This window comes from Streptomyces sp. NPDC037083, assembly GCF_055606485.1.
The window spans coordinates 49,227-71,883 of sequence record NZ_JBVJSQ010000007.1; the positions used below are offsets into that span (position 1 = coordinate 49,227).

At 73.7% G+C, this 22,657-nt stretch carries 18 protein-coding genes and 1 riboswitch; of the genes, 11 read left to right on the forward strand and 7 right to left on the reverse strand.

Going from position 1 to position 22,657, the window contains the following annotated elements:
* Window positions 1-34 precede the first annotated feature (34 nt).
* On the forward strand, window positions 35-748 hold the full coding sequence (locus tag ACZ7DE_RS19965) for a nucleopolyhedrovirus P10 family protein (protein ID WP_470762965.1): 714 nt from the start codon (window positions 35-37) through the stop codon (window positions 746-748).
* 24 nt (window positions 749-772) lie between these two features.
* Here ACZ7DE_RS19965 and ACZ7DE_RS19970 read toward each other — a convergent pair whose 3' ends face one another.
* The 3 genes from ACZ7DE_RS19970 to abc-f all read right to left on the reverse strand — a co-directional run bounded on the left by ACZ7DE_RS19970 (window position 773) and on the right by abc-f (window position 3,838).
* On the reverse strand, window positions 773-1,576 hold the full coding sequence (locus ACZ7DE_RS19970) for an enoyl-CoA hydratase/isomerase family protein (RefSeq protein WP_470762967.1): 804 nt from the start codon (window positions 1,574-1,576) through the stop codon (window positions 773-775).
* A 119-nt stretch (window positions 1,577-1,695) separates the two neighbouring features.
* Window positions 1,696-1,917, reverse strand: coding sequence for a helix-turn-helix domain-containing protein (locus ACZ7DE_RS19975; RefSeq protein WP_004002281.1), 222 nt, complete (start codon window positions 1,915-1,917; stop codon window positions 1,696-1,698).
* 322 nt (window positions 1,918-2,239) lie between these two features.
* Window positions 2,240-3,838 carry a ribosomal protection-like ABC-F family protein gene (gene abc-f / locus ACZ7DE_RS19980; RefSeq protein WP_470762970.1) on the reverse strand — a complete coding sequence of 533 codons (1,599 nt, stop codon included), beginning with the start codon at window positions 3,836-3,838 and terminating at the stop codon, window positions 2,240-2,242.
* Window positions 3,839-4,072: 234 nt separating this feature from the next.
* On the opposite strand from abc-f, the gene ACZ7DE_RS19985 reads away from it, so the two are divergent.
* Window positions 4,073-4,486, forward strand: coding sequence for a VOC family protein (locus tag ACZ7DE_RS19985; RefSeq protein WP_470762972.1), 414 nt, complete (start codon window positions 4,073-4,075; stop codon window positions 4,484-4,486).
* Window positions 4,487-4,532: 46 nt separating this feature from the next.
* Here the strand turns inward: ACZ7DE_RS19985 and ACZ7DE_RS19990 are convergent, their stop codons facing one another.
* The 3 genes from ACZ7DE_RS19990 to ACZ7DE_RS20000 form a co-directional block, all read right to left on the reverse strand.
* Window positions 4,533-5,819, reverse strand: coding sequence for a hypothetical protein (locus tag ACZ7DE_RS19990; RefSeq protein ID WP_470762974.1), 1,287 nt, complete (start codon window positions 5,817-5,819; stop codon window positions 4,533-4,535).
* 549 nt (window positions 5,820-6,368) lie between these two features.
* The gene (locus ACZ7DE_RS19995; RefSeq protein WP_470762976.1) at window positions 6,369-7,505 is read right to left on the reverse strand and encodes an alpha/beta hydrolase; all 1,137 of its coding nucleotides are present in this window, start codon (window positions 7,503-7,505) and stop codon (window positions 6,369-6,371) included.
* 321 nt (window positions 7,506-7,826) lie between these two features.
* Entirely contained in the window at window positions 7,827-8,579 is a 753-nt protein-coding gene (locus ACZ7DE_RS20000; protein ID WP_470762978.1) for a class II aldolase/adducin family protein, read from the reverse strand.
* Window positions 8,580-9,092: 513 nt separating this feature from the next.
* Here ACZ7DE_RS20000 and ACZ7DE_RS20005 point away from each other — a divergent pair.
* The 9 genes from ACZ7DE_RS20005 (at window position 9,093) to cobI (ending at window position 21,862) form a co-directional block, all read left to right on the forward strand.
* The gene (locus ACZ7DE_RS20005; RefSeq protein WP_470762980.1) at window positions 9,093-10,340 is read left to right on the forward strand and encodes an inorganic phosphate transporter; all 1,248 of its coding nucleotides are present in this window, start codon (window positions 9,093-9,095) and stop codon (window positions 10,338-10,340) included.
* Window positions 10,341-10,374: 34 nt separating this feature from the next.
* Window positions 10,375-10,596: a hypothetical protein gene (locus tag ACZ7DE_RS20010; RefSeq protein ID WP_328482697.1), complete on the forward strand. Its 222-nt coding sequence runs from the start codon at window positions 10,375-10,377 to the stop codon at window positions 10,594-10,596.
* 148 nt (window positions 10,597-10,744) lie between these two features.
* Window positions 10,745-10,886, forward strand: a riboswitch (cobalamin riboswitch).
* 99 nt (window positions 10,887-10,985) lie between these two features.
* Window positions 10,986-11,960 (forward strand): cobalamin biosynthesis protein, encoded by a 975-nt coding sequence (locus ACZ7DE_RS20015; RefSeq protein ID WP_470762982.1) that lies wholly within the window; start codon window positions 10,986-10,988, stop codon window positions 11,958-11,960.
* Entirely contained in the window at window positions 11,957-13,465 is a 1,509-nt protein-coding gene (locus ACZ7DE_RS20020) for a cobyric acid synthase (RefSeq protein ID WP_470762984.1), read from the forward strand. The genes ACZ7DE_RS20015 and ACZ7DE_RS20020 overlap by 4 nt, the downstream gene beginning before the upstream one ends.
* A complete protein-coding gene (cobN, locus tag ACZ7DE_RS20025; RefSeq protein ID WP_470762986.1) occupies window positions 13,462-17,136 on the forward strand; it encodes a cobaltochelatase subunit CobN in 3,675 nt (1,224 codons plus the stop codon). The genes ACZ7DE_RS20020 and cobN overlap by 4 nt, the downstream gene beginning before the upstream one ends.
* A complete protein-coding gene (locus ACZ7DE_RS20030; RefSeq protein ID WP_470762987.1) occupies window positions 17,133-19,133 on the forward strand; it encodes a putative cobaltochelatase in 2,001 nt (666 codons plus the stop codon). Before cobN ends, ACZ7DE_RS20030 begins: the two co-directional genes overlap by 4 nt.
* Complete coding sequence (gene cobO / locus ACZ7DE_RS20035; protein WP_470762988.1) at window positions 19,133-19,732, forward strand: cob(I)yrinic acid a,c-diamide adenosyltransferase; 600 nt, start codon at window positions 19,133-19,135, stop codon at window positions 19,730-19,732. The genes ACZ7DE_RS20030 and cobO overlap by 1 nt, the downstream gene beginning before the upstream one ends.
* A gap of 4 nt (window positions 19,733-19,736) precedes the next feature.
* On the forward strand, window positions 19,737-21,134 hold the full coding sequence (locus ACZ7DE_RS20040) for a cobyrinate a,c-diamide synthase (RefSeq protein WP_470762989.1): 1,398 nt from the start codon (window positions 19,737-19,739) through the stop codon (window positions 21,132-21,134).
* The gene (gene cobI / locus ACZ7DE_RS20045; protein WP_470762990.1) at window positions 21,131-21,862 is read left to right on the forward strand and encodes a precorrin-2 C(20)-methyltransferase; all 732 of its coding nucleotides are present in this window, start codon (window positions 21,131-21,133) and stop codon (window positions 21,860-21,862) included. Before ACZ7DE_RS20040 ends, cobI begins: the two co-directional genes overlap by 4 nt.
* A gap of 17 nt (window positions 21,863-21,879) precedes the next feature.
* Here cobI and ACZ7DE_RS20050 read toward each other — a convergent pair whose 3' ends face one another.
* Window positions 21,880-22,608, reverse strand: coding sequence for a ZIP family metal transporter (locus tag ACZ7DE_RS20050; RefSeq protein WP_470762991.1), 729 nt, complete (start codon window positions 22,606-22,608; stop codon window positions 21,880-21,882).
* Window positions 22,609-22,657: the final 49 nt, after the last annotated feature.

Consider the following 22,657-nt stretch of genomic DNA (forward strand, 5'->3'; position numbering starts at 1 on the left):
CGACCTCGCTCCGGGGATGCGGCACGCTGGAGCAATGACGGTCGACGGATGGACGAGCGCGGTACGGCAGCAGCTGGGCCTGGGCAGGCTGCTCCCGTTGGGCGGGCCGCGGGACGGTGCGTGGATCACGGAGGCGGCGGCCGAGGCGGTGCTGCGGCGGGCGGTGCGGGAGGTGCGGGGCGTGCGGCTGGGGACGCTGCGGATCGCGTTGGCCGACTCGTCGGACGTGCACGAGCCCGCGGTGCCGCCTCCGCCGGGCGCCCTGCCGCCCGGGCCGCTGCGGGTCACGGCGGACGTCGCCGCGTCCTCGTCCGAGCCGCTGCAGACGACGGCGTCCCGCCTGCGCACGGCGCTGGCGGCGGCCGCGGCGGAACGCCTCGGCCTGGCGGTGTCGGAGGTGGACCTGCGCGTGACGGCGCTGCTGGACGAGGACCCCGGACCGGAACCGGAGCGGACCGTCACCGAGGCGCCGACCGTCGCGGCGGCGCAGCACGGCGACGAGGCACGCGCGGCCGTCGCCGCCCTGTCCGTGCCGGGAGTGGCCCGGCTGACCGACGTCGCCGGCAGGGCGGTACGCCTCGAGGAACGGCGGCACGCGACCGCCCTGCCGGGCCGCCACGCGCAGGTGGAGATCGCGGTGAGTGCGACCCACCAGGCCCTGGAGGTGGCCCGGGCGGTGCGCAGGGCGGTGTCGGAGGCGCTGAGGGATCACCCGCCGGTGACCGTTCTGGTCACGGCGGTGAGGTGACCGCCAGGCCGGCGGGGACTCCGCTCACTCGCCCACGCCCGCCATGTCCCGCAGGCGGCGGGCCTGGGCGGCACGCTCGGCGGCGCGCTGCTCGTCGTAGGTGCGGTCGGCGGCGCCGCGCAGCAGCGCCTTCGTCTCGATGACGGCCTCCCGGGGCGCGGCCAGGATCGCCGCGGCCAGGTCACGGACCGTGCTGTCGAGCTCCTGCGCGGGCACGGCGAGGTTGGCGAGGCCGGTGCTCACCGCTTCCTCGGCGTGCACGAACCGGCCGGTCAGGCAGATCTCGGCGGCACGGCCGTAGCCGACGAGGGAGACGAGGGGGTGTGTGCCGGTCAGGTCCGGCACCAGGCCGAGGCTGGTCTCGCGCATGGCGAACTGCACGTCGTCGGCGACGACGCGCAGGTCACAGGCGAGGGCCAGCTGGAAGCCCGCTCCGATGGCGTGCCCCTGGACGGCGGCGATGGACACGACGTCGTTGCGCCGCCACCAGGTGAAGCCCTCCTGGAACCCGGCGATGGCGGCGTCGAGTTCGGCGTCGCCACTGCGTGCGAGATCGATGAAGGACGGTTCGCCCTCGATGCCCTCGGGCGTGAACATCTGCCGGTCGAGCCCCGCGGAGAAGGACTTGCCCTCGCCGCGCAGCACGACCACACGGACGGAGCCCGGCACCAGCCGCCCGGCCTCGGCGAGAGTCCGCCACATGGCGGGGCTCTGTGCATTGCGCTTGGCCGGGTTGGCGAGCGTCACCGTGGCGAGCGTGTCGTCGACGGTGAGCCGTACGCCGTCCTTGTCGAGCAGAGGAACGAGTTCCTGGTCGGGCGTGGCCATGGGGCGCCTCCGGTGGGTGCGGTCAGCTAGCGGTCAGCTAAGTGACTGCACAGTAACCACCCGGCCGATCGGATCACCGACCGGGTGGCCACCGCTGAAACCGATGGGCCGCCCGAGAGTCAGGACGAGGCGGCCTTCTTGCCTCGTGTCGCCCCGCCACGCCCACGGAGCGTGACGCCCGACTCGCTGAGCATCCGGTGCACGAAGCCATACGAGCGGCCGGTCTCCTCGGCCAGTGCCCGGATGCTCGCACCGGAGTCGTACTTCTTCTTCAGGTCTGCCGCGAGCTTGTCGCGCGCGGCGCCGGTCACCCGGCTGCCCTTCTTCAGAGTCTCGGCCACCCGTGCCTCCTCATGGGAAGTGCGCTCTGGTCTCCTCATGATCACCCCTCCGGGACGCGATGGCCACCCATTCGGCAAGGTCCGTGCGACATGGTTTTGACGACAGGAGCGCGTCCCCACAAGCGGAATCCGAGATTCCACCTCGACGCGTTCGTACCGCCGAACGGGTTCTTTCGCGAAGTGCCAGGTCAGAGACGCGCGACGGCCGATCCCTTGTCGACAAAGGGATCGGCCGTGAAATCGATGTAGGACACACCTCGATACGAGGAGATCTCACACAGATGATGGATCACCGATGGGCCGAATGATCCATCGCCGATGATCAAGCCAGGGCGACGAGATCCGCGTAGTCGGAACCCCACAGATCCTCGACGCCGTCGGGCAGCAGGATGATCCGCTCGGGCTGGAGCGCCTCCACCGCCCCCTCGTCGTGGGTGACGAGGACGACCGCGCCCTTGTAGGTGCGCAGCGCGCCGAGGATCTCCTCGCGGCTGGCGGGGTCGAGGTTGTTGGTGGGCTCGTCGAGGAGCAGCACGTTGGCCGAGGAGACCACGAGGGTGGCGAGGGCCAGTCGGGTCTTCTCGCCGCCGGAGAGCACACCGGCCGGCTTGTCGACGTCGTCGCCGGAGAACAGGAACGAGCCCAGCACCTTGCGGACCTCGACGAGGTCCAGGTCGGGGGCGGCGGAGCGCATGTTCTCCAGCACCGTGCGCTCGGGGTCGAGGGTCTCGTGCTCCTGGGCGTAGTAGCCGAGCTTGAGCCCGTGCCCGGGGACGACCTCACCGGTGTCGGGCGTCTCCACTCCGCCCAGCAGCCGCAGCAGGGTCGTCTTGCCGGCGCCGTTCAGGCCGAGGATGACGACCCGGGAGCCCTTGTCGATGGCCAGGTCGACGTCGGTGAAGATCTCCAGCGAGCCGTACGACTTCGACAGACCCTCGGCCATCAGGGGCGTCTTGCCGCAGGGCGCGGGCTCGGGGAAGCGCAGCTTGGCGACCTTGTCGGAGGCGCGGACGGCCTCGAGGCCGGCGAGCAGCCGGTCGGCCCGCTTGGCCATGTTCTGCGCGGCGACGGTCTTGGTGGCCTTGGCGCGCATCTTGTCGGCCTGCGAATGCAGCGCGGCGGCCTTCTTCTCGGCGTTCTGCCGTTCGCGCTTGCGGCGCTTCTCGTCGGCCTCGCGCTGCTGCTGGTACAGCTTCCAGCCCATGTTGTAGACGTCGATCTGGGAGCGGTTGGCGTCCAGGTAGAACACCTTGTTGACCACCGTCTCGACCAGGTCGACGTCGTGGCTGATGACGATGAAGCCGCCGCGGTAGGTCTTGAGGTAGTCGCGCAGCCAGACGATGGAGTCGGCGTCCAGGTGGTTGGTCGGCTCGTCGAGCAGCAGGGTGTCCGCGTCGGAGAACAGGATGCGGGCCAGTTCCACACGGCGGCGCTGACCGCCGGAGAGCGTGTGCAGGGGCTGGCCGAGCACCCGGTCGGGCAGGTTGAGCGCGGCGGCGATGGTGGAGGCCTCGGCCTCGGCGGCGTACCCGCCCTTGGTGAGGAACTCCGTCTCCTGGCGCTCGTACTGGCGCATCGCCTTGTCGCGGGTGGCACCGCTGCCGTTCGCGATCCGCTGCTCGTTCTCGCGCATCTTGCGGATCAGGGCGTCCAGGCCGCGCGCGGAGAGGATGCGGTCGCGGGCCAGGACGTCGAGGTCGCCGGTGCGGGGGTCCTGCGGGAGGTAGCCGACCTCGCCGGAGCGGGTGACCTGGCCGCCGGCCGGGATGCCCTCGCCGGCCAGGACCTTGGTCAGGGTGGTCTTGCCGGCGCCGTTGCGCCCGACCAGGCCGATGCGGTCCCCCTTGGCTACACGGAAGGAGGCGTTCTCGATGAGGATGCGGGCACCGGCGCGCAGTTCGATGCCGGAGGCGGAGATCACGGACAGACTCCAGTGCGGGGTCGTTGGCGGGATGGGCGGCTGAGGACGTTCCCGCCGTCTAATGCGCGAGGAGAATGGCCATGGGGCCAGTCTAACGGGACCGTGCAAGCACTTTTTCTGTGTTCGGGCGTTCGATCCGGGCGCGCGGGTGTGCGATACGCCATTGTCAGTGGCCGCTGCCAGACTGGACGCCGGACGACATCACCCGGCAGTGATCACAAGGGAGTGGTCGGTATGGCAGGCACGAACGGCGGGCGTCCCAGCATCTACCCGACGGTGTTGTACGCCGACGCGAGGGCGGCGATCCGGCAGCTCACCGAGGCCCTCGGGTTCACGGAGCTGTCCGTGTACGAGGGCGAGGACGGCTCGGTGATGCACGCCGAACTGGTGCAGGGCAACGGCGCGGTGATGCTCGGTTCCAAGGGCCGCGGCGGCGTCTTCGACACGGCGATGAAGGACGCGGGCCCGGCCGGCGTGTACGTCGTGGTGGACGACGTGGACGCACACCACCGGCGGGCCGCGGAGCACGGCGTGGACATCCTGATGCCCCCGACGGACCAGGACTACGGATCCCGGGACTACATGGCCCGGGATCTGGAGGGCAACCTCTGGAGCTTCGGCACGTACGCGCCCGAGATACAGGGCTGAGCGCCCGGCACGGCCCGTCCCACGGCGCGGCCGCCCGGCGCTCGGTTCAGCTGCCCCCGGTGTGCACCTGGAAGGCGGCCCTGCGCACGGCCTTGGCCAGGGCCGGGTCGGGGTGCGCGGCGGCCAGCGCCACCAGCACCTGCACGGTCCGCGGATGCCCGACGGCCCGCACCTCGGTCAGCAGGGCGGGCACGGTCGGCTGCAGCGCGGACTCCAGATGGCGTACGAGCATCGGCGCCTCCCCGTGGTCGGCGACGGCCGCGGCGGTGTCGACCCACAGCCAGGTGGCCTCCTCCCGGGTGAGCACCTCGTGGGCGTCCTCGGGGTCGACGCCGTCGTGCTCGGCGAGCCACAGCAGGGCGTACGGCCGCAGTGCGGGCTCGTCCACGACCGCGCGGACGTCGGGCTCGGCGGGAGCGCCGACGACGCGCAACGCCTCGAAGGCGAGGCCGCGCAGCAGGGCGTCGTCCCCGCGGGCGGCCAGCAGCAGTTCGCTGACGGCGCTGCCGACGGTCCGGGCGGCGAGCCAGGCGCGGTACTCGGCGCGGGCCGCGTTCGGGCGGAGCTGGGCGCAGCCGCGCAGCATGGCCTCGGCCGACTGCTCGATGTTCCCGGCGGGGCTCTGCGCCGCGACGCAGATCTGCTCCAGCTTGACCCAGACCGCCCAGCTGCCCAGCGGGGTGAGCGTGGCCTGTGCGTCGCCGTAGGTGAGGGCGCCCACGGAGGCGAGGGCGCGCAGGGCCCAGTCGAGGAGGGGGACGAGTTCGGCGTCCTGGGCGGGCTCCGCCGGCTCGGCGTCGGCGGAGGTGACCGGGGCGAGGGGCGTCGCGGGCTCGGAACCTGCGCTGTAGGGGACCTCGCAGCGCTCGGTGCGCAGCTCGGTGACGCGCTGGCGCAGCAGGTCCAGCAGCTGCTCGACGGGGACGGGCCCGGCGGACAGCTGGAGGAAGGAGAGCACCTGGGGCATGGCCGAGACGACCTCGGCGACCGCTGCGGGCTCCTGGTCCTCGGGTTCGGGCGAGGCGAGCGACCAGGCGTCGAACAGGGCGACCCAGCCGCGCAGGACGGCGCTGTCGTCGCGGTCCCAGGCGCGCAGCCGCCAGCCGGGGCGGGCGCTGTCGCCGTGCACCTCGACGAGACCGGCGAGCCGGGCGGTGTCCCAGTCGGCGCGGACCCGGTCCGTGGTCAGGCCCAGATCGCTAGCGGCCCGTTCGGCGGTCGCGTCGGAGAGTGTGGCCTTGCCGTCGGTGGTCGCGGCGTCGCGGCCGGGGCCGAGGGCGTTGTCGGCCCAGCGGGCGACGCGGGCCGCGGCGGCCAGTCCGGAGCGCGCCATTCTGGCCAGCTCCGCGGGGGCCGGAGTGCCCTCCGGCGGGCGGGGTGCGGGGCGGCGTGGGCGCCGCTCGTTCACAGCTGAGGGGGCGGCGGCCAGGGGTCGCGGGCGGACGAGTCGAAGCCTGGAGTCGCGCGGGATACGGGACGTCACGGGTGCAGTCTTCCGGTTGACGGTCCGAAAACCCAAACGGAATGTCACGGGCGGCTAAGGGACTGGCCAAGGCACGGGGTGCCGAGAGGGGTGAGGCGGTGCCTTCAGGCCAGTGGTACGGGCTTAAACGGAACCCTCGCGACCGCTCTCGGCGTCCGGGTGCGCCGAACGCTGCGAGCGACCCGGGACGACGCGGAACGGACCCGGAACGGCCCCGGCGGTCGATCGCGGACCGGCTCGAGCGGATCGCGTGCGTCTGATCGCGTACGCCGGATCGTGTGCGTCTGATCGCGTAGGCGGATTGCGTACGGCGGATTGCGTACGGCGGATCGTTGCGGTGGACCGTTGCGGCGGGAGCCGTCAGATGCGCCTCGGAGGACGCACCGGGGTTCGTCGGGGTCACATCAGCGGGGTCAGGAAGCGGCGCAGCGCCTCCTCGTAGGCGGCGGGGTCGACGTTCCACATGGCGCCGTGCGGTGCGTGCGCCACGGTGTGGAGGGAGACCAGCTCGGGGCGGCGGTCGGCGAGGCGGCGGGAGGCGCTCCACGGGGCGACGGCGTCGTCGGGGCCGTGCACGATCAGCGTCGGGACCCGCAGCCGGTCCGGGTCGGCGGCCGCGTCGGCATGGTCGCCGACCCGGCCGTGCAGGCCGGTGCGCCCCTCGGCGGCGCGGACGGCGAGCGGCAGGAGCGCGCCGGGCGTGTGCCGGGCGGCGGCCAGGGCCCGCAGCGTGGTCCGCCAGTCGAGGACCGGGGAGTCGAGCACGAGCCCCGAGACGAGGTCGCGCAGGCCCGAGTCGGCGGCGGCGCGCAGCGCCATGGTGGCGCCGGTGGACCAGCCGAACAGGACGACGCGTTCGGCGCCGTAGCGCACGGCGTACCGCATCGCCGCGTCCAGGTCCCGCCATTCGGTCGCGCCGAGGTGGCTGAGACCGTCCGGGGAACGGGGGGCGCCGAGGTCGCCGCGGTAGGAGAGGGCGAGCACCGGGAAGCGGCGCCGGTGCAGGAAGCCCAGGAGGTTCAGGGCGTGCTCCCGGGTGGCGCCCAGGCCGTGCACGGCGATCACCCAGGTGCGGCGCGCGCCCGGCACGAACCAGGCGGGCAGGTTGCCCAGTTCGCCGGGGATGTCGACGTCGGCGTGGTCCAGGCCGAGGGCGCTGTCCGGGTTGCCGACGTGCAGGTTCGGGGTCAGCCAGACCGCGTCGCCGGGGTTCAGGGACCCGTGGGTGACGCGTTCCAGGCGGCGCACCACGGTGTCGGCGGAGTGCGGGGCGGCGGGCAGCACGGCGCCGACGACCGCGTGGGAGCCGTTGCCGGAGAGGCCGTAGGAGCCGGGGCGCAGGGCGGCCAGGTCGCGGGTGAGGGTGATCTGCCCGGCGGCCGTGCCGTGCACGGTGAGCCGGGGTTCGGTGGGCAGCGGCCTGCCGGGCGGCGCCTTCAGCGCGGCGTCGCTGGCGAACCGGCCGGCGGCGACACTGGCGGCGCCGGCGGCCAGGGCTGCGGTGACGGCGACGGCCGTCGCTGTGACTGTGCGCACCCGTCCAGTGTCCGGGTCATCCCCCACGGCGGCCAGTGCTGCGGCCGCCCGGGGGACGCGACGCCGGGCGCGCGGGGGACGGACGCCGGGCGCGCGGCGAGCGCCCAGGCGGCCGGGCAGCCCCCGAAGCCCCACTCCCGCCGGACCGACAGCGCCTGCCCGTCCCCCCGCACCGGCGGCCCACCACCATCGCCACGCCCCCCAACGGCCGCCGACAGGCATTGCGGCCGCCCGGGGGACGCGACGCCGGGCACGCGATGGCGCGCAGGCGGCCGGAGGGTCGGTCCGGAGGGGCGGTGAAGACCCTGCGCCGCCGGGGTGTCAGGGGCGTTGTCCGTAGCCTCGGAGTCGCTCCGCCGCCTCGGTTGCCTGGTCCTCCGTCAGCAGGGTCGGGCTGAGGCCGGGAACCGACGACGCCGTCAGCCACAGGCGGCACATCCACTCCAGTTGGGCCGTGCGGTCGTAGGCCTGGTCGAGGGTGGCGCCGTAGGTGAGGGTGCCGTGGTTCTGCAGGAGGCAGCCGGTGCGGTCGGCGAGCGCCCGGAGCATGTTCGCGGCCAACTCCTCGGTGCCGTACGTCGCGTAGGGCGCGACCCGGACGGGGCCGCCGAGGGCGCCCGCCATGTAGTGGACGAAGGGAAGCTCCGGGACGAGGGTCGACACGGCCGTGGCGTGCACGGCGTGGGTGTGGACGACGGCCCCGGCGCCGGTGGTGCGGTACACGGCGAGGTGCATGGGCAGTTCGCTCGTCGGGACCAGGGCGCCGAGCGCCTGACGGCCGGCGAGGTCGACGCCGGTGACGTCGTCCGGCGTGAGCCGGTCGTACGGCACTCCCGACGGGGTGACCAGCACGGTGTCGCCGACGCGCACGGAGACGTTTCCGGAGGTGCCGACGACGAGGCCGTCGGTCACCGTGCGACGGGCCGTCGTCACGAGCGCCTCCCAGGCCCGGGCCTCCTCGGGGGTCGCCGCTCTTCTCCCCCGGCGTTCCCCCGCGCCCTGCTCGCCGTCCCGGGAGTCCCCGCAGTTCCGGGCGTCCCGGAACTCCCCCTGCTCGCGTCGCTGCTCAGCCATGCCGCGATCCTGCCAGCAGGCCGACGGGACCGCTGCCGCACCCGGGGATCCCCGGGCGGATACCTCCTGGATGCCCGCACCGCGCACCACCGGACGCCCGCACCGGACACCACCGCACCACCAACGCCCCCCGCCCCCCGGTACACCGGCACACGCAGGCATTGCGTGGGCGCCGCGCGCGCACGGCGCGGGGCGCGCGTTTCGTACACGACGGCGCCGTCCGGAGCGCCGTGACCACCGTGCGCCGGGGTGCTGGGCGCGGGCCTCCCGGCGGCAGCCCGGCAGCGGCGTCCTGCCGGGTGACCAAAATCTCTTCGGCGGTCCCGTGGACGGGCGGCGGAGGGCGGCCAAGGGCGGTCGGCCGTGCGGCGCTTGGGCGCAACTCGGGCATCGCGGCGACGCCGGCCCCAAAGCCCTTGCACGGACACCCCGACGCCCGCCCCAGTTCATCTTCCGTTCACCCAGATTGCCTACGGTCAACGCACCAATGACTTCGAACGATTGCCTGGGTAAATGGAAAACTTCTCGCTGATCCTCGCGATTGTGGTCGTCACCGCACTCGCGTTCGATTTCACGAACGGTTTTCACGACACCGCCAACGCGATGGCCACGACCATCTCGACCGGTGCGCTCAAGCCCAAGGTCGCGGTGGCGATGTCCGCCGTGCTGAACCTGGTGGGCGCTTTCCTCTCGGTGGAGGTCGCCAACACGATCTCCAAGGGTCTCGTCGACGAGACCGGCATCCGTCCCGAGGTCATCTTCGCCGCGTTGGTCGGCGCGATCCTCTGGAACCTGCTGACCTGGCTGGTGGGCCTGCCCTCCAGTTCCTCCCACGCCCTCATGGGCGGTCTGATCGGCGCCACCATCGCCTCGGCCGGAACGGGCGCGGTGCACGGTGACGTGCTGGTCACCAAGGTCCTGATCCCGGCGATCGCGGCGCCGATCGTGGCGGGCGTCGCCGCGATGCTGGCGACCCGGCTCTCCTACACCCTCGGCAAGAAGGCCGACGGCAAGGCCGCGGCCAAGGGCTACCGCACGGGCCAGATCGCCTCGGCCGGCCTGGTCTCCCTCGCGCACGGCACGAACGACGCGCAGAAGACGATGGGCATCATCACCCTCGCCCTGGTCGCCGGCGGCGCCGTCGCCCCCGACTCCGACCCGCCCACCTGGGTCATCCTCTCCGCGGGCCTCGCCATCGCGCTCGGCACCTACCTCGGCGGCTGGCGCATCATCCGCACCATGGGCAAGGGCCTGACCGACCTCCAGCCGCAGCAGGGCTTCGCCGCCCAGACCAGCGCGGCCACCGTCATCCTGGCCTCCTCCCATCTCGGCTTCTCCCTCTCCACCACCCACTCGGTCTCCGGTTCGGTGATGGGCGCGGGGCTGGGCCGCAAGGGCGGTGTGGTCCGCTGGTCGACGGCGACCCGCATGTTCGTGGCCTGGGGCCTGACCCTGCCGGCGGCGGCCCTGGTGGGCGCGCTCGCCGAGGCCGTGACCGGCCTGGGCTCCTGGGGCACGGCCGTCGTGGCCGTCTTCCTGATCGCCTCCAGCGCGGCCATCTGGAAGATCTCCCGGCGCGAGGTCGTCGACGCCTCGAACGTCAACGAGACCGCGGAGCCGGCGGGCGTCGTCACGACGGCGATCGCGGCCGTCACCCCGCCTCCGGCGGGCCAGATCGCCGACGACCTGACGGCCACCATCCCCTCCCCGGCCCCCGAGCCCGTGGCGGCCCCCGCCGCCCCGCCGGCCGCGACCGTCTGAGCCGGCGCGTCCGGTCCGAAGGAAGAGAAGCATCATGAAGATCGACTGGGCAGCCCTGGGCTCCGTGTTCGGCGTCAGCCTCGTGGTCACCGTGGGCCTCGTGGCCCTGTTCACCCTCGGCGTCATGGGCCTGTCGCGGCAGGAGCGCGCGACGGCGGAGGGCGGCTCGGCCACCCTCGCGGTGACGGGCGCGTACGCGTGCTTCGCGGCCTGTGCGGCGGCGGTGGCGTACGGGATCTCGCTGATCGTGGCCTGACGCGTCGGCCGTGACCTGACGCGCCATCGGACACCCAGGGGGTGCGGGACGGATCGCCGTCCCGCACCCCCTGTCCGTGTGACCCCGCCGATCGCCCGCGTGTGGGGTTCTGCACACTCTCCTCCTGCAGGTCAACAGCAAGTTGACGACCCTTCCGGGCCCGTGGTGGACTGCCCGAGCCATGTACGGCGGCAGAAGAGGAAGCCGGTGCGAATCCGGCGCGGTCCCGCCACTGTCACCGGGGTAGTAACCCCCGGGAGCCAGGAACTCTCGCCGCGGTCTCGTCGAACCAGGGCGTGGACACCCTGAGTGAGGACACATAGCCATGCTCGGCTGCCCGTCTCGCGTCGCCATCAGGTCGCTGCCCGCCCTCACGGCCGGCTGAGCCGATGGGTGCCGATCGCGTCCACGCGTACGGCGCCGCCGCCGGCCTCCTCGGCGACCTGCTCCTCGGCGATCCCCGCCGGGGACACCCGGTCGCCGCGTTCGGGCGGGCTGCGGGCGCCGTCGAGCGGCTGCTGTGGCGGGACCACCGGGGGTGGGGCGCCCTGCACGCCGTCGTCTGCGCGGGCGGCGCCGTCGCCCTGGGAGCCGTCGCCTCGCGGGCCGTGCGCGACCGTCCCGCCGCCTCCGTCGCCCTCACCGCAGCCGCCACCTGGGCGGTCGTCGGGGGCACTTCCCTCGTCCGCGAGGCCCGGCGCATCGGCCGGGCCCTGGAGGCGGGGGACGTCGAGGCCGCCCGGGAACGGCTGCCGCATCTGTGCGGGCGCGACCCGCAGGCCCTGGACGCCGACGGGATCGCCCGGGCCGTCGTGGAATCCGTCGCCGAGAACACCTCCGACGCCGTCGTCGGCGCCCTGGTGTGGGGCGCCGTGGGCGGGGTGCCGGGGCTGCTCGGGTTCCGGGCCGTCAACACCCTCGACGCGATGGTCGGACACCGGTCGCCGCGCCATCTGCGCTACGGGTGGGCCTCGGCCCGGCTCGACGACGTCGCCGGGTGGCCGGGGGCACGGCTGACCGCCGTGCTCGCCGCCGTCGCCGGAGACGATCCGCGGGGCGCGGTACGAGCCTGGCGCGCCGACGCCGGCAAGCATCCCAGCCCCAACGCGGGCCCCGTGGAAGCGTCCTTCGCGGGCGCCCTCGGGGTGCGGCTGGGCGGGACCCTGTCCTACGGCGGCCGGGTGGAGCACCGGCCCGTGCTCAACGGGGCGGCGGGGCGGCCCGTCGTCGCGCGGGACATCGAACGCGCCGCGCGGCTGTCCCGCCACGTCGGCCTGCTCGCGCTCGGCGTCACCGTCGCCGCGCGCTTCGTCGCGAAGAACGCGCGCGACACGCTGGGCGCGCGGAAGGGGCGTACGTCATGAGCGGGGGTCTCCTCGTCGCCGGCACCACCTCCGACGCCGGCAAGAGCGTCGTCACGGCCGGGATCTGCCGGTGGCTGGTGCGGCAGGGGGTGAAGGTCGCGCCGTTCAAGGCGCAGAACATGTCGCTGAACTCGTTCGTGACGCGGGAGGGCGCCGAGATCGGGCGGGCGCAGGCCATGCAGGCGCAGGCCTGCCGCATCGAGCCGACGGCGCTGATGAACCCGGTGCTGCTCAAGCCCGGCGGCGAGCAGAGCAGTCAGGTGGTGCTGCTGGGCAAGCCGGTGGGCGAGCTGAGCGCCCGCGGGTACCACGGGGGGCGGCAGCAGAAGCTCCTCGGGACCGTTCTCGACTGTCTCGCCGGATTGCGGGGCACGTATGACGCGGTGATCTGTGAGGGGGCCGGCAGTCCTGCCGAGATCAATCTGCGGCGGACGGACATCGTCAACATGGGGATCGCCCGCAATGCCGGGCTGCCCGTGCTGGTCGTGGGCGACATCGACCGCGGCGGCGTCTTCGCCTCGTTCTTCGGGACCGTGGCGCTGCTCTCCCCCGAGGACCAGGCGCTCGTCGCCGGGTTCCTCGTCAACAAGTTCCGGGGGGACGTCTCCTTGCTGGAGCCGGGCCTCGACATGCTGCACGGGCTGACCGGACGGCGGACCTACGGAGTGCTGCCGTTCCGGCACGGGCTCGGGATCGACGAGGAGGACGGGCTCCGCGTCTCGCTGCGCGGGACCGTGCGGGAGTCCAACACCGCTCCGCCCGTGGGGGAGGACGTGCTGCGGATCGCCGTCTGCGCGATCCCGCTCATGTCGAACTTCACGGACGTGGACGCGCTGGCCGCCGAACCCGGCGTCGTCGTGCGGTTCGTGGACCGGCCCGAGGAACTGGCCGACGCCGACCTCGTCGTCGTTCCGGGGACCCGGGGGACGGTCCGTGCCCTGGAGTGGCTGCGCGAACGGGGGCTGGCCGAGGCCCTCCTGCGCAGGGCCGCCGAGCAGCGGCCCGTCCTCGGCATCTGCGGAGGCTTCCAGATCCTCGGCGAGCACATCGAGGACGAGGTCGAGTCCCGGCGCGGCCGGGTGGAGGGGCTCGGAGTCCTCCCGGTCCGGGTGCGGTTCGCCCGGGAGAAGACCCTCACCCGGCCGACGGGCGAAGCCCTCGGCGAACGGGTCGAGGGGTACGAGATCCATCACGGGGTCGCCGACGTCATGGGCGGCGAGGCCTTCCTCGACGGCTGCCGGGTCGGCCAGACCTGGGGCACGCACTGGCACGGCTCGCTGGAGTCCGACGGGTTCCGGCGGGCGTTTCTGCGCGATGTGGCGGCCGCCGCGGGCCGCCGGTTCGTGCCGGCCCCCGACACCTCCTTCGCCGGGCTGCGCGAGGAGCAGCTCGACCGGCTCGGCGACCTGATCGAACAGCACGCGGACACCGACGCGCTCTGGCGGCTCATCGAGTCGGGCGCGCCGCAAGGACTGCCTTTCATTCCACCGGGAGCGCCCGCATGAGCACAGTGTTGTTGTTGTCGACCGCCGACACCGATCTGCTGGCGGCCCGGGCCGCCACGGGCGCCGACTACCGGATCGGCAACCCGACCCGGGTCGGCGTCACGGACGAGCTGCCCGCTCTCCTCGACGGCGCGGACATCGCCGTCGTACGGCTGCTCGGCGGGAAGCGGGCCTGGGAGGACGGTCTCGCCGCGCTGCGGGCGTCCGGCGTTCCGACCGTACTGCTGGGCGGCGAGACCGTGCCGGACGCCGAGCTGATGGCCGAGTCGTCAGTGCCGGCCGGGGTCGTGGCGGAGGCGCTGCGGTACCTCGTGGAGGGCGGGCCGGCCAACCTGACCGAGTTGGCGCGGTTCCTCTCCGACACCGTGCTGCTGACCGGCGAGGGGTTCGTCGAACCGCAGAAGATGCCGGAGTACGGCGTCCACGGCGAGCGGGCGTTCACCGAGGGACGGCCGACCGTCGGCGTGCTCTTCTACCGGGCCCACGAGCTGAGCGGCAACACCGCCTTCGTGGACACCCTGTGCGACGCGATCGAGGCGCGGGGCGCCAACGCCCTGCCCGTGTACTGCGGTTCGCTGCGCGGCGCGGACGCCGGGCTGTACGAGATCCTCGGCCGCTCGGACGCCGTCGTCGCCACCGTCCTGGCCGCCGGCGGCGCGCACGCCTCGCAGGCCTCGGCGGGCGGCGACGAGGAGGCGTGGGACGTCGGGGCGCTCGCCGAGCTGAACGTGCCCGTGCTGCAGGGGCTCTGCCTCACGTCGTCGCGTGCGGCCTGGGACGAGTCCGACGCGGCGCTGTCCCCCATGGACGCGGCGATGCAGGTCGCGATCCCCGAGTTCGACGGGCGGCTGGTCACCGTGCCCTTCTCCTTCAAGGAGCAGGGCCCCGACGACGTCCCCGTGTACGTCGCCGACCCCGAGCGGTCGGCGCGCGTCGCCGGGATCGCCGTCCGGCACGCGCAGTTGAGGCACAAGCCGAACGGCGACAAGAAGCTCGCGCTCGTGTTCACCGCCTACCCGACCAAGCACTCGCGGGTCGGCAACGCCGTCGGCCTGGACACGCCCGCCTCGGCCGTGCGGGTGCTGGATGCGCTGCGGGACGCCGGGTACGTGGTCGAGGGGCATCCCGACGACGGGGACGAGCTGATCCACCGGCTCATCAACGCCGGTGGCCACGACGTCGAATGGCTCACCGAGGAGCAGCTGGCCGCCGCGCCGGCCCGGGTGCCGCTGGCCGACTACCGGGCCTGGTTCGACAGGCTCGACCCGGAGCTGCGGGCCGCCATGCTGGAGGCGTGGGGCGAGCCGCCGGGCTCGCTGTACGTCGACGGGGACGACATCGTGCTCGCCTCCCTGCAGTTCGGGAACGTCGTGGTGATGATCCAGCCGCCGCGCGGGTTCGGCGAGAACCCGATCGCGATCTACCACGACCCCGACATGCCGCCGTCGCACCACTACATGGCCGCCTACCGGTGGCTGGAGGCCCCGGCGTCGGAGGGGGGCTTCGGCGCCGACGCGGTCGTGCACATGGGCAAGCACGGCACGATGGAGTGGCTGCCGGGCAAGGGACTCGGGCTGAGCGGCGGCTGCGCGCCGGACGCCGTCCTCGGCGACCTGCCGCTGATCTACCCCTTCATCGTCAACGACCCCGGCGAGGGCACCCAGGCCAAGCGGCGTGGGCACGCCACGGTCGTCGACCACCTGGTGCCGCCGATGGCGCGGGCCGACACCTACGGCGACCTGGCGAAGCTGGAGCAACTGCTCGACGAGTACGCGCTCGTCTCCGACCTCGACCCGGCGAAGGCGCCGGCCGTGCGCGCGCAGATCTGGACGCTGGTGAAGGCCGCCGAGCTCCACCACGACCTGCACGTCGACGACCAGCCGGACGACGACTCCTTCGACGAGTTCGTCATGCACATCGACGGCTATCTCTGCGAGATCAAGGACGTGCAGATCCGCGACGGGCTGCACGTCCTGGGCGGCGGGCCGGTCGGCGAACCGCGCGTCAACCTCGTACTGGCCGTGCTGCGCGCCTCGCAGGTGTGGGGCGGGAAGGCGAACGCGCTGCCGGGGCTGAGGGCGTCGTTCGCGGCCCACTTCGGGCTCGACGAGAAGGAGCTGCTGTCCGAGCCGGGGGCGCCCGTGAAGGCGCCGGTGGAGCTGACGGACCTCGTCGAGGGGCCGTCGCGGACGGCGTCCGACGCGATCGATCTGCTGGAGCAGCTGTGCCGGCGGGTCGCGGAAGGCATGGAGGCACGGGACTGGGCGGTCGCGGAGAGCCGCGCGCTGGTGCGTGACGTGCTCGGCGGCGCCGAACTGCCCGACGCCGTCGCGGTGCTGGAGTTCGCGTGCACCGAGGTGGTGCCGAGGCTCGCCCGGACGACGGACGAGATCGGGCACATCCTCAAGGCGCTGGACGGCGGTTACGTTCCGGCCGGGCCCTCCGGCTCGCCCACGCGCGGCCTGGTCAACGTGCTCCCCACCGGTCGGAACTTCTACTCCGTCGACCCCAAGGCCATCCCGTCCAGGCTGAGCTGGGAGGTCGGGCAGTCGCTCGCCGACTCCCTCGTGCAGCGGTATCTGCAGGACACGGGCGGGTATCCGAAGTCCGTCGGCCTGACGGTGTGGGGCACGTCGGCCATGCGCACGCAGGGCGACGACATCGCCGAGATCCTGGCGCTGCTGGGCTGCCGTCCCGTCTGGGACGACGCCTCGCGCCGGGTGACGGGGTTCGAGGTCGTCCCGCTCGCCGAGCTGGGCCGGCCGCGCATCGACGTCACCGTCCGTATCTCCGGCTTCTTCCGGGACGCGTTCCCGCACGTGGTCGGGCTGATCGACGACGCGGTGCGGGCGGTGGCCGAGCTGGACGAGCCGGCCGAGTCCAACTTCGTGCGCGCCCACGTGGACGAGGACACGGCCGCGCACGGGGACCGGCGGCGCGCGAGCGCCCGCGTCTTCGGCTCCAAGCCGGGGGCGTACGGGGCCGGTCTGCTGCCGCTGATCGACGCCCGCAACTGGCGCTCCGACGCCGACCTCGCCGAGGTGTACGCCGTCTGGGGCGGGTACGCCTACGGGCGCGGGCTCGACGGCCGGGCGGCGCGCGGGGACATGGAGACGGCGTTCAAGCGGATCGCAGTCGCCGCGAAGAACGTGGACACCCGCGAGCACGACCTCGTCGACGCCGACGACTACTTCCAGTACCACGGCGGCATGGTCGCGATGGTGCGCCACCTGACGGGCGCCAACCCCGAGGCGTACGTCGGCGACAGCGCCGTGCCCGACCAGGTGCGGACCCGCACCCTGGGCGAGGAGACGCACCGCGTGTTCCGCGCCCGGGTGGTCAACCCGCGCTGGATGGCGGCGATGCGGCGGCACGGCTACAAGGGCGCCTTCGAGATGGCGGCGACCGTGGACTACCTGTTCGGCTACGACGCCACGGCCGGGGTCGTCGACGACTGGATGTACGAGAAGCTCAGCGCGGAGTACGTGTTCGACGCGGACAACCGGGACTTCATGAAGAAGTCCAACCCGTGGGCGCTGCGCGGGATCACGGAGCGACTCCTGGAGGCCGCCGAACGCGGCCTGTGGGCGGAGCCGGACGCCGACACGATCGAGCGGCTGCGCGCCACCTACCTGGAGCTGGAAGGCGACCTGGAGGACGACCAGAAGTGAGCACTCCTTTCCCGTTCACGGCCGTGGTCGGCCAGGACGACCTGCGGCTCGCACTGCTGCTGAACGCCGTGTCGCCGGCGGTGGGCGGCGTGCTGGTCCGCGGCGAGAAGGGCACCGCCAAGTCGACGGCCGTGCGCGCCCTGTCGGCGCTCATGCCCACGCTGGACGTGGTCTCCGGCTGCCGGTTCTCCTGCGACCCCGACTCCCCCGACCCCGCCTGCCCGGACGGCCCGCACGAGCCGGGGGCGTTCGAGACCCGGCCGGCGCGGATGGTCGAACTGCCGGTGGGCGCCTCGGAGGACCGGCTGGTCGGCGCCCTCGACATCGAGCGGGCGCTGGCCGAGGGCGTCAAGGCGTTCGAGCCGGGGCTGCTCGCCGCGGCACACCGCGGGATCCTCTACGTCGACGAGGTCAACCTCCTGCACGACCACCTGGTCGACCTGCTGCTGGACGCGGCGGCGATGGGCGCCTCGTACGTCGAGCGCGAGGGCGTCTCGGTGCGTCATGCCGCACGGTTCCTGCTCGTCGGGACGATGAACCCCGAAGAGGGCGAACTGCGGCCGCAGTTGCTGGACAGGTTCGGGCTGACGGTGGAGGTGGCCGCCTCGCGCGAGCCCGACCAGCGGGTGGAGGTCGTGCGGCGCCGGCTCGCCTACGACGACGATCCCGACGGGTTCGCCGAGCGGTGGGCGCAGGAGGAGGCCGACGTGCGCGGGCGGATCGTGGCCGCGCGCAAGCTGCTGCCGTCGGTGCGGCTGGGCGACGGGGCGCTGCGGCAGATCGCGGCGACGTGCGCGGCGTTCGAGGTGGACGGCATGCGGGCCGACATCGTGATGGCGCGCACGGCGACCGCGCTGGCGGCCTGGGCGGGGCGGACGGACGTCCTCGCGGAGGACGTGCGCCAGGCCGCGCTGCTGGCGCTGCCGCACCGGCGGCGCCGCAACCCCTTCGACGCGCCCGGTCTCGACGAGGACAAGCTCGACGAGACGCTGGAGGAGTTCTCCGGGGAGGGCGACGAGGACCAGGATCCCGACCCGGACGGACCCGGCGGCGGGGGCGGCGGGCAGCCGCCGTCGGAGCCGGACGGCCCGCAGGGCGGTGACACCGGCGCGCGTCCCGAGGCCGGCGAGGGCGGCGAACCGGAGCCTTCGGGCGCCGGCGCCGGTGAGCAGCAGGCCGTGCGGGCCGCCGAGCCGTTCCGTACGAAGGTGCTGAGCGTGCCGGGGCTCGGCGAGGGGGCCGCCGGACGGCGCTCGCGGGCCAGGACCGAGCACGGGCGGACGACGGGGGCGCGCCGGCCCCGGGGCGCGCTGACCAAGCTGCACCTGGCGGCGACGGTGCAGGCGGCCGCACCGCACCAGCGGGCGCGGGGACGGTCCGGGCCGGGACTGGTGGTGCGGCGGGACGATCTGCGGCAGGCGACCCGGGAGGGGCGGGAGGGCAATCTCGTGCTGTTCGTCGTCGACGCCTCCGGGTCGATGGCGGCGCGGCAGCGGATGAGCGCCGTGAAGGGCGCCGTGCTGTCGCTGCTCCTCGACGCGTACCAGCGGCGGGACAAGGTGGGGCTGGTGACGTTCCGGGGGTCCGCCGCCGATGTGGCGTTGCCTCCGACGTCGTCCGTGGACGCGGCGGCGGCCCGGCTGGAGTCGCTGCCGACCGGCGGGCGGACGCCGCTGGCCGCAGGGCTGCTCAAGGCGCACGACGTGCTTCGGGGGGAGCGGCTGCGGGATCCGGCGCGGCGGGCACTGGTCGTCGTCGTGACCGACGGACGCGCCACCGGCGGGCCGGAGCCCGTGGCGCTGGCCGGACGGGCGGCTCGGCTGTTCGCGGCCGGGGACGTCGCGTCCGTGGTCGTGGACTGCGAGTCGGGTCCGGTGCGGCTGGGGCTGGCCGGACAGCTGGCGGGCGAACTGGGAGGTACGGCGGTGACCCTCGACGAGTTGCGGGCGGACTCGATCGCCGGGCTGGTGAAGGACGTGCAGAGGAGGGCCGCGTAATGCCGCAGGGACAGCCGAGTGTGGTGCCGGACGACGGACTGACGACGCGTCAGCGCCGCAACCGGCCGCTGGTCGTCGTGCACACCGGGATCGGGAAGGGCAAGTCCACCGCCGCGTTCGGGCTCGCGCTGCGCGCCTGGAACCAGGGGTGGCCCATCGGGGTGTTCCAGTTCGTCAAGTCCGCCAAGTGGAAGGTCGGCGAGGAGAACGCGCTGCGTGTGCTGGGCGCCAGCGGCGAGGGCGGGTCCGTCGACTGGCACAAGATGGGCGAGGGGTGGTCCTGGGTCCAGCGGGACGCCCAGATGGACAACGAGGAGAAGGCCCGCGAGGGCTGGGAGCAGGTCAAGCGGGACCTGGCGGCCGAGACGTACCGGCTCTACGTGCTCGACGAGTTCGCGTACCCGATGCACTGGGGCTGGATCGACACGGACGAGGTCGTCGACGTGCTGCGCGACCGGCCGGGCACCCAGCATGTCGTGATCACCGGGCGGAACGCGCCCGGGAAACTGGTGGACTTCGCGGACCTGGTGACCGACATGTCCAAGGTCAAGCATCCGATGGACGCGGGGCAGAAGGGCCAGAGAGGCATCGAGTGGTGACGCCGTGCTGACCTCCCCGTCCCCGTCCTCCGTCCCCCGGCTGGTCGTCGCCGCGCCCTCCTCGGGCAGCGGCAAGACGACCGTCGCCACGGGGCTGATGGCCGCGCTCACCGCGCGGGGGCTCGCCGTGTCCCCGCACAAGGTCGGGCCGGACTACATCGACCCCGGGTACCACGCGCTCGCCACCGGGCGGGTGGGACGCAACCTCGACGCGTACCTGTGCGGGCCGGAGCTGATCGGCCCGCTGTTCGCGCACGGCGCGTCCGGCTGTGACGTGGCCGTCGTCGAGGGCGTGATGGGGATGTACGACGGGGCCGCCGGGGAGGGGGAGCTGGCGTCGACCGCCCAGGTGGCGAAGCTGCTGCGGGCTCCGGTCGTCCTCGTGGTCGACGCGTCGTCGCAGTCGCGTTCCGTGGCCGCGCTCGTGCACGGCTTCGCCTCCTGGGACCCACAGGTGCGGATCGGGGGCGTGATCCTCAACAAGGTCGCTTCCGACCGGCACGAGGAGCTTCTGCGGGACGCTTTGGACTCGGCGGGGGTGCCGGTGCTGGGCGCCCTGCGGCGGGCCCCCCAGGTGGACACGCCCTCTCGGCACCTCGGGCTGGTGCCGGTCGCCGAACGGCGGGCGCCGGCGGTGGAGGCGGTCGCCGCCATGGCCGCGCAGGTCGCGCACGGGTGCGACCTCGAGGCGTTGCTCGCGTTGGCGCGAAGCGCGGGGGCGCTGTCCTGCGCGCCCTGGGACGCGGCCGGGCCTCGTCCCGGAACGCCGGACGGGCCGGGTGAGAACGGCTCTGCCGGCGAGGTGCGGGTGGCCGTCGCCGGTGGGGCGGCGTTCACCTTCTCCTATGCGGAGCACACGGAACTGCTGACCGCCGCCGGGGCCGAGGTCGTCGTCTTCGACCCGCTGCGGGACGAATCCCTCCCGGAGGGCACCGCCGGGCTCGTCATCGGGGGCGGGTTCCCCGAGGTGTACGCCGCCGAGCTGTCCGCCAACGAGCCGCTGAGGAAGAGCGTCGCCGCCCTCGCGGAGCGCGGCGCCCCGGTCGCCGCCGAGTGCGCCGGGCTGCTGTACCTGTGCCGGGAGCTGGACGGGCAGCCGATGTGCGGGGTGCTCGACGCGACCGCCCGCATGTCCGAGCGGCTCACCCTCGGGTACCGGGACGCCGTCGCCGTGAGCGACAGCGTGCTGGCCGTCGCGGGGACGCGGATGCGCGGGCACGAGTTCCACCGGACCGTCGTGGAGCCGGGCTCGGGGGCGGTTGCGGCCTGGGGGGTGCGGACCCCGCGGCGGCGGGTCGAAGGTTTCGTGGAGCGCGGTGTGCACGCGAGTTATCTGCACACGCACTGGGCGGCCGAGCCCGGTGTGGCCCGTCGGTTCGTGGAGAGGTGCCGGACGTCATGAGCAGCAGGCTGGTCGGAGTCGGGGTGGGCCCCGGGGACCCGGAGCTGGTGACCGTGAAGGGCGTCAACGCGCTGCGGGCCGCCGAGGTCGTCGTCGTGCCCGTGATGGACACCGGTGAGCGGGGGCGGGCGGAGGCCACCGTTCTGCACTACGCGCCGCAGGACAAGATCGTCCGGGTCGTGTTCGCGCTCAACGAGCGGATCGACCGGGCGCGGCGCGAGGCCGCCTGGGACGCCGCCGGGGAGCGGGTCGCCGAGCTGCTGCGGCGGCACGGTTCGGTCGCCTTCGCGACCATCGGCGATCCCAACGTGTACTCCACGTTCACCTATCTCGCGCAGACCATCGTGGAGTCGGTGCCGGGCGTCGTGATCGAGACCGTCCCGGGCATCACCGCCATGCAGGATCTCGCGGCGCGGTCCGGCGCCGTGCTCACCGAGGGCACCGAGCCGTTGACGCTGGTGCCGGTGACGGCGGGTTCGGCCGTGCTGAAGGACGCGCTCGCCGGCCCGGGGACGGTCGTCGCCTACAAGTTCGGGCGGCAGGCCGCCGAGGTCGCCGAGGCGCTGCGGGAGACCGGGCGGATCGGGGACGCGGTGTGGGGGTCGGCGCTCGGGCTGGAGCAGGAGTCCATCCGGCCCGCCGACGAGCTGGACGGCGAACCGCTGCCGTACCTGTCCACGCTGATCGCGCCCGCGCGGCGCGAGGGCGGCCGGGGCGGCAAGCTGTGAGTGCGCCCGCGTCCGGGTCACGCGGCCAGACCCACCACCAGCCAGATGAAGGCCGCGCCCGCGATCGTGCACAGCACGGTCGAGCGGGCGGGGTGTTCGTGGTGGGCCTCGGGAAGGATCTCGGCGGCCGCCAGGTACAGCAGGGCGCCGCCGAAGAAGCCGAGGTAGCCCCCGAGCAGCTGGGCGGGGATGGCGATCAAGGACGTGCAGGCCGCGCCGGCCACCGGTGCCGCCGCGTCCGCGAACAGCATGGCCAGCGCCTTGCGGCGGGCGTTTCCGTACACGCTCGTGATCGTGTACGTGTTGAAGCCGTCGGCGAAGTCGTGGGCGATGACCGCCAGGGCCACGGACACGCCCATGCCGCCGTCGACCTGGAAGGCCGCGCCGATGGCCACGCCGTCCATGGCGCTGTGGCCGACCATGGCCGCGGCCGCCGTCAGGCCCACCTGCGGGGCCCGGCCGTCGTGCTCCTCGGCGCCGTGCGCGGCCTGACGCACCGCCAGCAGCCGTTCCACCAGATGGGCCAGCAGAAAGCCGGCGACGAAGAGCAGCAGCGCGGCCGGGACGCCGAAGACCTCCGTGCCCGCCGCCTCCAGAGCCTCCGGCAGCAGGTCCAGGCCGACCACGCCCAGCATCAGGCCGCCGGCCAGGCCCAGCACCAGGTGGCGGCGGTCGGTCACGCGTTGTGCCGTCCAGCCGCCGGCGAGCGTCATGAGGAACGCGCCGAGCGCGACGAAGACCGCCATACGCCCTTGCTATCCGATCAACCCCCGATCGCGCACATCCGCGCCGCTC

Coding starts and splice junctions, on each gene's coding strand:
- ACZ7DE_RS19965 (WP_470762965.1), top strand. CDS start 35: ATGACGGTCGACGGATGGACGAGCGCGGTACGGCAGCAGCTGGGCCTG.
- ACZ7DE_RS19970 (WP_470762967.1), bottom strand. CDS start 1,576: ATGGCCACGCCCGACCAGGAACTCGTTCCTCTGCTCGACAAGGACGGC.
- ACZ7DE_RS19985 (WP_470762972.1), top strand. CDS start 4,073: ATGGCAGGCACGAACGGCGGGCGTCCCAGCATCTACCCGACGGTGTTG.
- ACZ7DE_RS19990 (WP_470762974.1), bottom strand. CDS start 5,819: ATGGCGCGCTCCGGACTGGCCGCCGCGGCCCGCGTCGCCCGCTGGGCC.
- ACZ7DE_RS20000 (WP_470762978.1), bottom strand. CDS start 8,579: ATGGCTGAGCAGCGACGCGAGCAGGGGGAGTTCCGGGACGCCCGGAAC.
- ACZ7DE_RS20005 (WP_470762980.1), top strand. CDS start 9,093: ATGGAAAACTTCTCGCTGATCCTCGCGATTGTGGTCGTCACCGCACTC.
- ACZ7DE_RS20010 (WP_328482697.1), top strand. CDS start 10,375: ATGAAGATCGACTGGGCAGCCCTGGGCTCCGTGTTCGGCGTCAGCCTC.
- ACZ7DE_RS20015 (WP_470762982.1), top strand. CDS start 10,986: ATGGGTGCCGATCGCGTCCACGCGTACGGCGCCGCCGCCGGCCTCCTC.
- ACZ7DE_RS20020 (WP_470762984.1), top strand. CDS start 11,957: ATGAGCGGGGGTCTCCTCGTCGCCGGCACCACCTCCGACGCCGGCAAG.
- cobN (WP_470762986.1), top strand. CDS start 13,462: ATGAGCACAGTGTTGTTGTTGTCGACCGCCGACACCGATCTGCTGGCG.
- cobO (WP_470762988.1), top strand. CDS start 19,133: ATGCCGCAGGGACAGCCGAGTGTGGTGCCGGACGACGGACTGACGACG.
- cobI (WP_470762990.1), top strand. CDS start 21,131: ATGAGCAGCAGGCTGGTCGGAGTCGGGGTGGGCCCCGGGGACCCGGAG.
- ACZ7DE_RS20050 (WP_470762991.1), bottom strand. CDS start 22,608: ATGGCGGTCTTCGTCGCGCTCGGCGCGTTCCTCATGACGCTCGCCGGC.